Source organism: Frankia sp. CeRuru1, from assembly GCF_977966315.1.
In genome coordinates, this window is the sequence record NZ_CDWWEW010000003.1 from 33043 (window position 1) to 46152 (window position 13110).

The window sequence follows — 13110 nt, forward strand, 5'->3', positions numbered from 1 at the left end:
TCTGATGCTCACGGCGGCGGGCCCCTACGCCGACCAGTTCCGCGCGACGTTGCGTATCTCCTTCGCGGCCACCGCGGTCCAGTCCTGCGCCTACGTCGTATTCATCCCGCTGCTCGCCGAACTGTGCCGGACGCCGGTGCGCACGGAGCGGGCGTGGGCGTGGACCGGCGTGCTCGCCGCCCTGGTGGTCACCGAGGCGGCGTTGCGCGTGCGCGAGATGAGTTTCACCTACGACTACTGGCACCTGGTCACCGAGGACCTCAGGCTGCGGCTCGGCACGACGCTTCGAGCCATGCCACAACAGGACCTGGCTCGTCGCGCCGCCGGTGACCTGACCACCGTCGTCGGGGGCAACGTGGTGAGCGCAGCCACCGCGATCTCGTCCCTGTCCACGCTGTTCGTACAGATCATCACCGTCCCCGCGGTGCTCGGCGTGATCGTGGTGGTCCTGGACTGGCGGCTGGGCGGGGTTCTCGCCGCGGCGACGGCGGCAGCGGTCCCCCTGGCGCGCGCTGTACAGCGGCGCTCGGGCGCCGGGTTCCGGGCGGCCGACGAAGCCGACGCCGACACCTCGAGCCGGATTGTGGAGTACGTCCAGGGCCTGCCGGTCTTCAAGGCCACTGGGCAGGCCGGAGCCGATGCGCCGAGCCTGGCAGGCGTACTTGCGCGGCAGCACGAGGCACAGGCGACGGCGAACCGGTCGGCCTCCGTCCCGGTGGCGGGCATCCAGTTGCTGGTCCAGATCGCGCTCGTCGCGCTGGTCAGCGTCGGCGCAGCCCTGGTTCTCGACGCGCGGATGCCGGCGCCGCTGCTGGTGGCCGTCATCGTGACCGCGGCCCGGTTCGCCGAGCCGCTGAGCATGGCGTCGGTGATGGCCAAACTGTTCGAGATCTCCGATGCCGCGCTGAGCCGGCTGGGGGACGTGCTGAACACCCCGTCGCTGCCGGTGAAGCCCGGTGGTCGACAACCGGCGGGATTCGACGTCCGTTTCGAGGAGGTCACGTTCTCCTACGACGGACATGCCGCGCCCGCGCTGAAAGACATCGACCTGGTCGTGCCCGAGCGCAGCCTGACCGCACTGGTCGGACCATCCGGTTCGGGCAAGACCACCGTGACCAAGCTGATCAGCCGCTTCGCCGATCCGCAGGCGGGCGTCGTGCGGCTGGGCGGAGTCGACGTGCGCACGCTGGAACCGGCGGAGCTCCTGCGCCACATCGCCATCGTCTTCCAGGACGTCTACCTCTTCGACGACACCATCCGGGCCAACATCGCGATGAGCCGTCCCGACGCCTCTGACGCCGACATTGAGGCCGCCGCGCGTGCCGCCAACGCGCACACCTTCATCACCAGGCTCCCGCGCGGCTACGACACCCTTATCGGCGAGATCGGCTCGACGCTGTCCGGCGGCGAGCGGCAGCGGATCTCCATTGCCCGGGCCATCCTCAAGGACGCGCCGGTTATCCTGCTCGACGAACCGACCGCCGCCTTGGACACCGAATCCGAGGTCGCGGTCCAGCAGGCCATCGACACCCTGATAGCCGGCAAGACCGTACTCGTCATCGCCCACCGCCTGTCCACCATCGCGGCCGCGAACCAGATCATCGTGCTCGACGGCGGACGGATCGTTCAACGCGGCACGCACGCCGATCTGCTCGCCGACCCGAGCGGACGGTACGCACGAATGTGGGCCGCTCAACTCCAGGCCCGTCAATGGCGCATCCCCACTCGGCCCACACGGGCTGCGCCACCCGGCGTCTCGACGACCGGGACGACCCGGTAGATCGTCACCTTTGTCGGGCCGGCGCCGAACGAAGCCATCTTGACGCCATGGGCCAGCGCGCCGGCCAGCAGCGGGAGCCGGTGCAACGTCGCCGGTTCGGCCATCCAGGCGTCGAGGATGACGTAGTCGACGTCGCGCCAGCCGTTCGGGAGGCTCGCCCGCACGGCCTGGTCGTTGATCTTCCAGTGCCAGATCGGCCTGGTACCCCCGCGTAGCAGGTCGAGCCACGCGTAATCGTTCGTGATCGTCACCCGGCCAGGGGGGACGTGGTCGAGGTACCAGGCGGACGCCTCCCGGCTCGGGAGGCTGTCGTCCCGGGTGGCCGCGTCGACCAGGACCGGTCCCCACTGCCACGGCAGCACCGCCAGCCCGGCCACGACGACCGAGGCCACCGCCGCGAGGCGAAGACGGGCGGTTGTGGTGGCAGGCCTGGTGGCAGGCCCGGGCCGGGGATGAAGGTGGTCGGCCAACCCCGCCGCGCAGAGCGCGGCAAACGGCAACATCCCGACGACGTACGGGTACGGCAGGTACCCCTCCCGGAGCAGGAGCAGCGCCTGGCTCACCAGCAGCACGCTCGGCACCCGAAGCCGAGGCACCAGCAGCCCGGCGACCGCCGCCGCGAGGCCGGCGGCGAGCAGGATCGCATCGAGCCCGAGCCAGAAGCCGACCAGGTTCCACGCCGAGCTGCCGCGGTCGAGCACACTGCCGCTGGGCTGCCGGGTGAACAGCTGGAACTCGACCGCCCGGCGCAACTGGTGCAGCTCGCCACGAGCAGCCGCGAACACCACGAACGCCCCGGGGCCCGCCACGGCCGCGGCGGTGAAGCCGAGGCTCGCGGCGCGCAGGTTGCGCCGCCGGTGGTTGGTCCACACCATCAGGTAGACGCCGGGCAGGAACACCAGAGCGGATTCCTTGGACCAGAACGCGACGCTTACCGCAAGTCCCGCCAGCACGGCAGTCCACACTCGCCGTCTGGGCGTCGCGGCCACGACCAACGCCGCTAACAGCCACATCACCATGATGTTGTCAAGGAACACCATCCGCTGGGACCAGAGCGCCAGCGGTGACAGCGAGAACAGCGCGACGGCCGTCACCGCGTACGGTCGGCGCACGTCCAGCCGGCGGGCGAACAGGTAGACCAGGACGCAGCTTGCGACGTGCACCCAGAGCATGAACTCGCGCGCGGCGCTCACGCCGGTAGCGCCACGGCCGAAGGCGTCGGTCACCCAGGCGTACGCCGCGATCTGGGCCCAGCCGCCGAAAGGATGATCATACCAGTAGGTGTAGTGCGCCAGTCGGCCCCAGTACCGCAGGGCGTAGGCCTGCGCGGTATATGTGCCCTCGTCCTCGTTGAACCGGCCGGGCCAGCCGTCGAGGTTCACCGCGTGGACCAGCGCACAGGCGACGACGGCTGCGCCCACGGCGAGAACGACCAGGGTGCGACGGCTGCCGCGACGGCTGCCGCGACGGTGACGGGCCGCCGGGCCCGGCTGGCCAGCCGACTCCGGAACGCTCCTCGCGGTGGTCAGCAGGCGACTCTCCCGGCAAGCAGGCTCGCCCGGAAGGCGGCGAGGTCGGCCTCCGAGTCGTCGTACCGCCAGTCACCCTTCACGCCGTCCTTGATGTTCATCGCCGTCCAGACGAACCCCACCACCTGGGGGTGGCTCTGCAGCCAGCTGCCGAATGAGGCGATCCAGCTGGTCTTGTACTGGTCCCGCTGGGCGCCCACCTCGGTCAGCAGGACCGGCTTGGCCGACAGCGCGGCCAGTTGGGCCATGGACGGGTCGTACGTCTGCGCGGCGGAGCTCTCCTGCACGCCGTACCCTGTCAGGCCCATCAGGTCGACCCACTTGTCGCCGGGGTAGTACTCGGCCAGCGGCGTTCCCGACGTCCCGCGGAGCACGTTCGGCGACCACACCCACAGCGCGTTCGTGACGCCGGCGTCTCGGAAGAGGCCGACCACGTGCTGCCACGCTGCCACGAACAGCGCCGGTGTGTTCGAGCCAACCGACGCCCACGGGTACCAGTAGCCGTTCATCTCGTGGGCGAACCGGATCAGGACGGGGCGTCCGTACTTCTTCACTACCATCGCGATGGCCCGGTAGTGGTCATCCCACCGGCCCTCGATGGTCTTGTCGAGCGTGAAGTCGCTCTGGTTGACCCCCTTGTCCGGGTTCCACGGCTCGACCGTCACGATCGGTGTCACCGGCACCGCGCCGAGCACCGTCGGGTCCAGGCCGTGGGCCACGGAGACGAAGAACTGGGCCATCGCCGGCAGGCAGCCCGTCGTGCGCGCAACCTCGCCCAGCGACGCCTGGCTGATGCCGGGCAGCGTGACGCCGAACTGCGGACGGGTCCTGAACACGGTTTCGACGGTCGCCCGCGACGGCTCGGCGCCGCGAGCGGCGCCGCTGGTGGCGCCGCTCGGGGACACAGGTTCCCGAGACGGGCCGTCGCCGGGGGAGCTGCAGGCGAAAACCAGTACGCTCGCCGCCACCATCAGGCAGACGGCAGACCGCCGTCGCATCAGCGCCTCCCCACCAGGTACCTCGGCCGTCTGGCTGGTACGTCCGCCGAACAATGACCGAAAGCCAAACAATGACTGAAAAGTGTACAGACGTCCTGAAATACGGCCTTGGCGCACCTCGTTGGCGAGGCTACCCGACGCCCGGATTCCACCGGGACCGAAGTCAGGAACGCGATGTGCCCGCGGTCTGGCTTGACTGGAGCAGAGGTCCCCGCGACGGCAGCTGTACCTTGGTGACCAGCGCGTGTTCGAGCGCCGGCCCGAGCATGACCGCTGCCGTGTTCGTGATGTGGGAGTCGTCGCGGTACAGCAGCACGCTGCCCCGTACGGCCGGGCAGGGTCCGGTCCCCGGGCACAGGATGACGTTCAGGTCGACCGCGCTGACCGCTGGTTCGCGGCCCTCGACGACCGCCTGCAGCAGCGGGTCGCGGGGCAGGCCGGAATCCCGCGGGAACGAGCACGACCGCCAGTTGTCGATTGCGCCGGAAATACACGCCGGAATGTCTCCTGGTGGATTCGGGGTGTCGACGATGTAGACCAGCGGAGCACCCAGGGAAACGAGCCGTGCGATCGTGTTCCGCCATCCCGCCACAACCTTTTCTTCGTCGCCGGTGTACCGGTTGTACGTACTCAGGAAGATCACGTCCGGCTTTGGTTCCGCGGCGAGCCGGCGAAACGTGTTCTCTCGCCAGGTGTCGCACTCGGTGAACTCCCGGCCGAGCTGCTCGCTGCGGACCGAGATAGCGGGTAACGGGCAGCCGACCTTGGTCAGCACCTCCACCGACCAGTCGCTGCCGCGGGCCATGTGGTAGACCGCCCCGAACCACTGGGCGGCGTGCGAGTCCCCCAACAGGACCACCCGGCCGGTGGCGCCGTCGGTGTTCAGCTGGCAGGGCGGGCTCGTGGTCTGGCGGGGACTTACCATGCAGCCGTCCGGAAGCCGCGGCAGGTCGTCGTACGCGGACCAAGGCGCGGGCGTCACCGGGCCGCTCAACAGGCCGCCGGGTTGGTCGAACGGGTCACGCACCACCGTGGCCGCGGGCAGGTGCGGCAGCACCGCCACCGCGTCCCGGCCACCGCCCCGCATCCGCTGCAGCGCATCGGTGCCGACCAGCATGCCGGTGGCGGCCGGCAGCAACGTCGCGGTGACGGCGATCGCGAGGCCACGACGCCAGCCCGACGCCGCGACCGCCGAGAGCCGCACCGGACGCTCGACCAGCCGCACCGACAGCTCGGCCGGCACGGCGCAGGCCGCGACCACTGCCGTGCGCGCCTGCCAGCTCAGGTCTCCCACCCGCGCCTCGACCAGGACGAGCACGGCCCAGTGCCACAGGTACAGGCTGTACGACCGGCTTCCGATGACGGTCAGCACTCTGGTCCCCAACAACCGGCCCGCACTCGCCCGGAGGCTGCGGTGTCCCGGGTGGACGCCGGTACCCGCCGCGATGACCGCTGCCGCGCCGAAGGTGGGCAACAAGGCCGCCGTGCCCGGGTAGACCGTCACGCTGTCGTAGCTGACGACGGCGGCCAGCACCGCCACGCACCCCGCCCAGCCGAGCACGATCCTCACCCCGGTGACGGTGCGGCCGCGGTCGAGTCTGGCGAGCGCCGGCGCGGCGAAGGCGAGCAGCGCACCGACGCCGAACTGCCACGCCCGGGCCGGCGAGCCCAGGTAGGCGACCGGCGTCTCCACCAGGGTCCAGTGCAGCGACAGCGCCAACGACAGGGCGACGAGCCCGAGCGTGACCGGGACCGCGACGGCGGCCAGCGACATCGTGGCGCGCCGGGCGAACAGCACGACGAGCAGCAGGAGCAGCGGCCAGACGAGGTAGAACTGCTCCTCCACGCTGAGCGACCAGAAGTGCAGCACCGGACTGGGGTCCCGACCGCTGGCGAGGTAGTCGGTCTGGTTCGAGATGAACCGCCAGTTGACCAGGTAGACCGAGGCCGCCGCGACGTCGTGCACCGTCTCCGCCTGGCGCAGCGGCGGCATCGTCAGCCAGCTCGCCACGGTGACGAACACCAGGACGACGCAGGCCGCCGGCAGGATGCGCCTGGCCCGGCGCGCGTAGAACCCCGCCAGGCTTATCCGACCGGTGACCTCGGCCTCCCGCACGAGCAGGCTGGTGATGAGGAACCCCGAGACAACGAAGAACACGTCGACCCCGACGAAGCCGCCAGTGGCGTGGGGGACCTGACCGTGGTAACACAGCACGGGCAGCACAGCCAGGGCGCGTAGCCCTTCGATGTCGGGGCGGAAGCCGAGCCGTTCCTCGATCCGCACCAGACCCGGGTGGGGTCGCCGCAGCGGCACGGTGACCGTGCCGTCCGTGACCGCGCCGTCCGTCGTCCTCATGGTCCTCATGCCGACCGCTCCCACGGCCCGCCTGGCCTGATCAGTGCCATAGCACGGTCGGGTCGACCCAGCCGGTGGCCAGCAACGCGATGACCGCCAGGCCGACGGTGATCGCCAGCCCGTCGGGCCAGCGCAGGTGCTCGGAGGCCGGGAAGTCCAGGTCGTCGTCGTGACGTTCCACGTCGCTTCACCCCTGGCGCAGGGCCGCGCTGGCGGGTGGAGCGCCGTGCGAGGGCGAGACCGGTGCGCTGTTGGCCGGCGCGTTGTGGGCCGGCGCGCTGTAGGCCTGCGCGCTGTAGGCCTGCGGACCGCCGGTCCATGCCCGGACCACGGAGTCGGGCTGAGACTGCCTGGCGCGGTGCCTGCTGCGTGCCGGCCGGTCGCCGCGCCCCACGAGCAGGCGGCTAAGCTCGAACAGGAGCGGGATGCTCAGATAGCTGTGGCCGAGCTGGAACAGAATCATGAGCCAAAAGTTTTCCCAGCCGAACCGCCAGACGTCGAGAGCGATGCCGGTCCATGTCGCGCACGTCGTCAACAGCAGCCAGTAGAAGGCGGTCCGAGCCACGCTGCGGACCAGCGGGTTCCCCCCTTTGCGCACGGAGCCGGTCGCCACCCAGGATGCCGTGCGACCACGCACCATGTGCAGGATCGCGACAGCGTGGCAGAAGCTGTACACAAGTTGCACCCGCAGCACTTCGAAACGCCATCGACCGCGGCTGGTAGCCGGGAGCAGGACCAGCCACACCCAGGCCGCGGCCAGGAACGGCAAAAAATTATAGGGCCGCACCAGCTCCGGGTAGACGTACACCATCAACAGGCCAGGAATGTTAATGGTAAAGACGTTGATCGCAGTGGAAATATAGTAGAGGAACCCGCTCCAAAAGCAGGCCCGCTGTTTCCAGTCGAGCTTGATGTGGCGTAGCTGACGGGTCCGCAGCAGGGCCATGGAACCGCTGCACCAGCGGTACTGCTGGTTGATGAAACCGGCCAGGTCAGCCGGGCACAGGCCGGTCGCCAGCACCACCGGTACATAGCGGGTGGTGTAGCCCGCAGCCAGCAGCTTGACACCGGTGAAGACGTCCTCGCTGTGTTCTATCTGGGCGAAGCCGCCCGCCTTCCGCAGGCTGCCGCGCCGGTAGATCGCATTGGTTCCGACGCAGATCGGGACGCCGACGGCGTCGCGGGACGGCTGCACCCAGCGGTAGAAGAGCTCCTGGGTGGCGCCGGCGGTCCGCTGCAGCCAGCCCATCGACCGTTTCGTGTCGAAGTGCTGCGGGCTCTGCACGATACCGACGTCCGGGTCGTCGAGGTACGGTGCCAGGTGAAAGAGGTAGTCCGGCCGCGGGCAGAAGTCGGCGTCGAAGATGGCGATGTAGTCGCCGCGCGAGTGCTCGAGCCCGAACTGGATGTTACCGGCCTTCTTCATCCGGCCGCGGTCCGGCCGGCTCAGGTAGCTGAAGCCGTGGGCGGCGGCCGCGGCGGCGATCTCCGGGCGGCCGCTGTCGTCGAGGACGTACGTTCGTAGCTGCCCCGGCCACCTGACCCGGGCGATGTGTGAATAGGTGTTGAGCAATACCGGGAGGGGTTCGCCCGCACTGGGAAGAAAGATGTCGACGCTGGGGTAGTAGATCGACCGCCAGCCGCGGACCAGGCTCTCATGGCTCTGTCTGGTTACGCGCCGCCGGTGCTGGGTGGCCACAATCGTGAAGGCCGAACAAACCGCGTTGAGCCCGAGTAGCAGGAGAAACACCCACAACGCCGACGCCAGCAGCGCGAACTTGAACAGGCTGAACGAGGCAAGGGTGAATGACGCGGTCATGCACAGTAGTACCCAGCGACGCTGTCGGCCGAGGTAGGCGTACACCAGTCGGTCCGACGGCGGGCTCGGCAGCGACTCGCTCCGAGGTCCTGGGATCGACGTTCTTTGGACCGACGCTCTTGGGATCGGTGCTCCGTCGACGGCACCGCTCCTTGGCGCAATCCGATCCGCGGCATATTCCCTGGGGGGCATCACCGAGGCCGCGACGGAAGAGTCTCCCCTTTGTTCGCCCAGCTCGGCGGCAAGGAACTCCTCGCCAAGATCGACCTCCACGGTCCCCCCGGTACCTTTTGATCAAGGTTGATGGTAGTCAATGGGGTCTTATGGGGACCGTTGCGAGCGACCGTTACGAGCGATAGCCCCGGTACCCTTTGATCAATGCTGATGGTAGCCCATGTGGGCCGTCGCGACCCGGTGGCCCCGGCATCGCCAGGGCCGCCGCGACCGATACCACCAACGGGAAGTTGCCACGCAATTACGATGCGCTACGTCGGGCTCTCGGGGTGGGCCGCGCCGTGAACGCGCCTTCAGGCACCTCTAGAATCCAGGCACAAATTCCGTCGTGAGCCGGTTGCCAGAACCACGGCTGCTAACGGAGACGGTAGGCACTCATGCGTGCGGCGCCGCGGTGCGCAATGAGTGCGCGTGGAGGTCGGGTTCCAACGGGAGGGGGCGGCCGTGGGTTCGCACACCGCGCGGCGACGGTTGCCGTGACGACGCCTGACGGGTCAGTTCCGTGGGACGTGGCAAACTCCCGCGCGACACCGCTGCTCGACAGTGACCCCGTCACCGTCGGGACGTACCAGCTCGTGGCGAGGCTGGGCCAAGGCGGGATGGGAATCGTCTACCTCGGCAGGAGCCGGGACGGGCGGCCCGTGGCCGTCAAGGTCGTCCGTACCGACCTCGCGCGGCAGCCCGAGTTCCTGGCCAGGTTCCGCCGTGAGGCCGAAGTCGCCCAGCGGGTCGCCCGGTTCTGCACCGCGGAGGTGCTCGAGGTCGACGTCGAGGCCGATCGCCCATATCTGGTGACGGAGTTCATCGACGGTCCCACGCTCGCGGACGCGATCGCCGCCAACGGTCCCATGGCCGAGGCCGACCTCGAACGCCTCGCCATCTCGGTCGCGGCGGCGCTCACCGCCATCCACGCCGCGGGAATGATCCATCGTGACCTGAAGCCGTCGAACGTCCTGCTGTCGCGACTCGGTCCGCGGGTCATCGACTTCGGCATCGCGCGCGCGATGGATTCCACGACCTCGCTGACGACCTCCACCGGCCTGATCGGCACTCCCGCTTTCATGGCTCCCGAACAGGCGCGCGGCGAGCTGGTCACGGCGGCCGCGGACATCTTCGCCTGGGGCGGGGTGGTGACGTTCGCGGGCACCGGGATCGGCCCGTTCGGTAAGGCGACGACCCCGGTCCTGCTGTATCGGGCGGTGCACGAGGCACCCAAGATCGACAGCCTGCCCGATGGACTCCGTTCGATCGTGGCAAAAACGATGTCCAAGGAGCCGGCGGACCGGCCGACCGCCAGCGATCTCTACCAGTCCCTCCTCGGCCTGTCCAACGTCGACTCCAACGTCGACTCCAACGTCGACTCCAACGTCGACTCCAACGTCGACTCCAACGTCGACTCCAACGTCGACTCCAACGTCGACTCCAACGTCGACTCCAACGTCGACTCCAACGTCGACGCGGCGGTGCGAGGCGAAGCTGGCCCGACCGCCGTCACCCTGGTTACGGATCCGCCGGTCAAGCCGCCGGCGCGGATAGACGCCGGAGCCTCGCGGACACCGTCCGACTCCGAGGGTTCCGTCGGTTCCATCGATTCCGTGGGTTCTGCCGGTTCTATCGGTTCCGAGGGTTCCGAGGGTTCCGTCGGTTCCGTCGGTTCCGTCGGTTCCGCCAATCCGGCGATGCCACCGCCGAGCGACGACATCCTGTCGCCACTGGACCTGTCGCCACTGGACCGTCCGGCACCCGGCCGCGGCCACCCCGAGGGTGGCGAGCCGAAGCAGCAGCGGCGCGGCCGGTGGCGGCGGCGCACGGTGGTGTCGCTGGTGGCCAGTCTCTGCGCCGTCGCGGTAGCGGTGACGGCCACCCTCATGTTCGTCACCCACAAGGACCCCGCTTCGGTCCCCGAGAGCATCGAGGTGTCGCGCCGGCTGGCGAGCGAGGCGGCGGCGGCCAGCACGACACAACCGCAGCTGGCCCGCCAACTTGCGCTGGCGGCCTACCGTGTCGAGCCCACCGAGGAGGCCCAGCGCAGCCTGATTGAGAACTTCGGCGGGGTAGAGATCAGTACGCTGGCCGGCCACACCGACCGGGTGATCGGTGTACGGTTCAGCCTCAACGGCAGAATGCTGGTGACGGGAAGCGACGACAGCACCGTCCGGCTCTGGGACATCAGCAACCCCACGGCCACCAGACCGCTCGCGGTCATCCCGGGGGACAGCGGTACCTTCCTGCAGGGCGGCTTCAGCGCGGACGGGCGGCTGCTGTCGACATCCACCGACGACCACATTGTCCGGCTCTGGGACATCTCCGTGCCCGAGCGGCCCAGGTCGCTGGCAGTGCTGCGGGACGTCAACAACAGCGTTGCCTTCGCGGTCGGCGGAAAGACCATGGCTACCGCCGGCACCGACAACACCGCCAAGTTGTGGGACATCACCGATCCCCACCAGCCGCGGTTGGCGGCCACCCTTGTGGGACACACCGACTGGGTCAACAGCGTGGCCTTCAGCCCGGACGGGAGGATGCTCGCGACCGGCAGCCACGACCGGACCATCCGGCTCTGGGACGTGTCGACCCCGACCCGGCCCACGCCGCTCGCGATCCTCAACGGGCACGAGAACGCGGTGCTCGGGCTCGCCTTCCGGCCCGACGGCAGGATTCTTGGATCGACGTCGGCGGACCGGTCCGCCCGGCTATGGGACATCGCCACGCCGACGGAACCGAAAATGCTATACACCTTTACCGACCGATCGGACTGGGTGAGTAGCGTTGCCTTCCGCGTCGACCTGCACCTGATGGGCACGACCGCGCGGAAGGCCGGCCGGCTGTGGGACATCTCCGACCCGCGCAATCCCCGGCCGGTCGGCGGCCTGCTCGGGCACACGGCGACGGTGCGGCGCGTCCAGTTCAGCCCGGACGGCACACTGGCCGCCACCTCCGGCGACGACAACACCGCCCGGTTGTGGGACATCGACCCGGCCCATATCGCCAAACGTGCCTGCACCGACCCGACGGCCGTGATGAGCGAGGCCGAGTGGGAGCGGCACGCCCCGGAGATCCCCTACCCGTCGCGGTGCCCCTAGTGGCGTGATCCCGGCTGGCCGTCGGCCGGTGAATGTGGGGAGCTGAGCACGGTTTGCGGTCCCCGGACCGTGCCCAGCTCCCCACAATTCGGCCGCCGCGCGATCAGGCGGGCCCGGCCTCGTGAGCGCTCAGCGTGCGGCGGTCTGGGGCGTGTGCGCGGTGCCAGCCGTGTGCGCGGTGCCAGCCGTGTGCGCGGTGCCAGCCGTGTGCGCGGTGCCAGTCGTGTCGGCCAACCGCGCGGCCGGCACCAGGCCTGGACGGGTGTCGAGCCGGAAGCCGGGATCGATCTGGCTGGTGAGGTCGACCCCGACCGCGTCGTTCGCCCAGGACCGGGCGTTCTTCACATGGAACTCGATCACCTGTCGGTGCAGTCGGTCCCAGTCGCGTTCGGTGTCGTCCACGACGGCGACGATGTGGTCCAACGCGGCGATGTTGGCCGGTTCGAGGTCCGCGATGCCGGTGGCGCGGCCCTGTTCCATCGCTCGGACGGCAGCCGACTGCTCCAGGTGGACCAGCAGGTCGTCGCCGATCCGGTCACGCAGGAACTGCAGGTCCCGCTCGTCGCTTACCTTGTTACCGATGACCGAGATCGGGATGTCGTGGTCGGCGGCGTAACCGCGGTACTGCTCGTAGACGGCGACGCCCTTGCGGGTGGGTTCGGCGACCAGGAAGGTGCGGTCGAACCGGGTGAACAGCCCGGAGGCGAACGAGTCGGCGCCGGCGGTCATGTCGACGACGACATATTCTGTGGGCCCGTCCACGAGGTGGTTGAGCAGCAGCTCGACGGCGCCGACCTTGGAGTGGTAGCAGGCGACGCCGAGATCCTCCTCGGTGAAGGCGCCGGTGACCATCAGGCGGACCCCGTTGATGTCGACGCTCAACCGGTGGTGGATCGGGCTCGGCCCGGTGACGGTCAGCAGCCGCGAGCCGGTGCCGGGCGGTGTGGTCTTGACCATCTCCCGCGCCGAGGGGATGCGCGGGTTCTCGCCACGCAGGTACTCCTTGATCTCGTCGAGGTGGTCGCCGAGCGCGGGGATGGCCGCGGCGGAGTCCTCATCGAGCCCGAGGGCGACTGCCAGGTGCTGGTTGATATCGGCGTCGAGGGCCAGCACGGGCCGACCCCGGGTGGCCAGGTGACGGGCGACGAGGGAAGACAGCGTGGTCTTGCCGCTTCCGCCCTTGCCCACAAAAGCGATCTTCACAGAGATTTCCTCGATGTCGTGGCGGCGCTGCCGCGAGCATGCCGAACGGGTACTCCAGCCGCGAGGCGCCGATCGACGAGACCCGTGATCCCCCGCGGACGGGAGCGGAGC

The 13110-nt window shown here is 69.4% G+C and carries 8 protein-coding genes; 2 read left to right on the forward strand and 6 right to left on the reverse strand.

Going from position 1 to position 13110, the window contains the following annotated elements; genetic code table 11:
- The first annotated feature begins 4 nt into the window (after positions 1-4).
- Positions 5-1780 carry an ABC transporter ATP-binding protein gene (locus tag AC08OP_RS00590; RefSeq protein ID WP_476612403.1) on the forward strand — a complete coding sequence of 592 codons (1776 nt, stop codon included), beginning with the start codon at positions 5-7 and terminating at the stop codon, positions 1778-1780.
- Here the strand turns inward: AC08OP_RS00590 and AC08OP_RS00595 are convergent.
- The 5 genes from AC08OP_RS00595 to AC08OP_RS00615 form a co-directional block, all read right to left on the reverse strand.
- Positions 1708-3201 carry an ArnT family glycosyltransferase gene (locus AC08OP_RS00595; protein WP_476612404.1) on the reverse strand — a complete coding sequence of 498 codons (1494 nt, stop codon included), beginning with the start codon at positions 3199-3201 and terminating at the stop codon, positions 1708-1710. The genes AC08OP_RS00590 and AC08OP_RS00595 overlap by 73 nt on opposite strands.
- 104 nt (positions 3202-3305) lie before the next feature.
- Entirely contained in the window at positions 3306-4307 is a 1002-nt protein-coding gene (locus AC08OP_RS00600; protein WP_476612405.1) for a glycoside hydrolase family 26 protein, read from the reverse strand.
- A gap of 163 nt (positions 4308-4470) precedes the next feature.
- Positions 4471-6663: an acyltransferase family protein gene (locus AC08OP_RS00605; RefSeq protein ID WP_476612406.1), complete on the reverse strand. Its 2193-nt coding sequence runs from the start codon at positions 6661-6663 to the stop codon at positions 4471-4473.
- A 40-nt stretch (positions 6664-6703) separates the two neighbouring features.
- Positions 6704-6844: a hypothetical protein gene (locus AC08OP_RS00610; RefSeq protein WP_023842071.1), complete on the reverse strand. Its 141-nt coding sequence runs from the start codon at positions 6842-6844 to the stop codon at positions 6704-6706.
- Positions 6845-6850: 6 nt separating this feature from the next.
- Positions 6851-8482, reverse strand: coding sequence for a glycosyltransferase family 2 protein (locus tag AC08OP_RS00615; RefSeq protein ID WP_476612407.1), 1632 nt, complete (start codon positions 8480-8482; stop codon positions 6851-6853).
- A gap of 710 nt (positions 8483-9192) precedes the next feature.
- Here AC08OP_RS00615 and AC08OP_RS00620 point away from each other — a divergent pair.
- Positions 9193-11796 carry a WD40 repeat domain-containing serine/threonine protein kinase gene (locus AC08OP_RS00620; RefSeq protein WP_476612408.1) on the forward strand — a complete coding sequence of 868 codons (2604 nt, stop codon included), beginning with the start codon at positions 9193-9195 and terminating at the stop codon, positions 11794-11796.
- Positions 11797-11925: 129 nt separating this feature from the next.
- On the opposite strand, the gene AC08OP_RS00625 is transcribed toward AC08OP_RS00620, so the two are convergent.
- Complete coding sequence (locus AC08OP_RS00625; RefSeq protein ID WP_476612409.1) at positions 11926-12999, reverse strand: ATP-binding protein; 1074 nt, start codon at positions 12997-12999, stop codon at positions 11926-11928.
- Positions 13000-13110 lie beyond the last annotated feature (111 nt).

What these genes read in the sequence shown, in the direction of transcription:
- AC08OP_RS00590 (WP_476612403.1), top strand. Translation starts at nt 5, where the DNA reads ATGCTCACGGCGGCGGGCCCCTACGCCGACCAGTTCCGCGCGACGTTG.
- AC08OP_RS00600 (WP_476612405.1), bottom strand. Translation starts at nt 4,307, where the DNA reads ATGCGACGGCGGTCTGCCGTCTGCCTGATGGTGGCGGCGAGCGTACTG.
- AC08OP_RS00605 (WP_476612406.1), bottom strand. Translation starts at nt 6,663, where the DNA reads ATGAGGACGACGGACGGCGCGGTCACGGACGGCACGGTCACCGTGCCG.
- AC08OP_RS00615 (WP_476612407.1), bottom strand. Translation starts at nt 8,482, where the DNA reads ATGACCGCGTCATTCACCCTTGCCTCGTTCAGCCTGTTCAAGTTCGCG.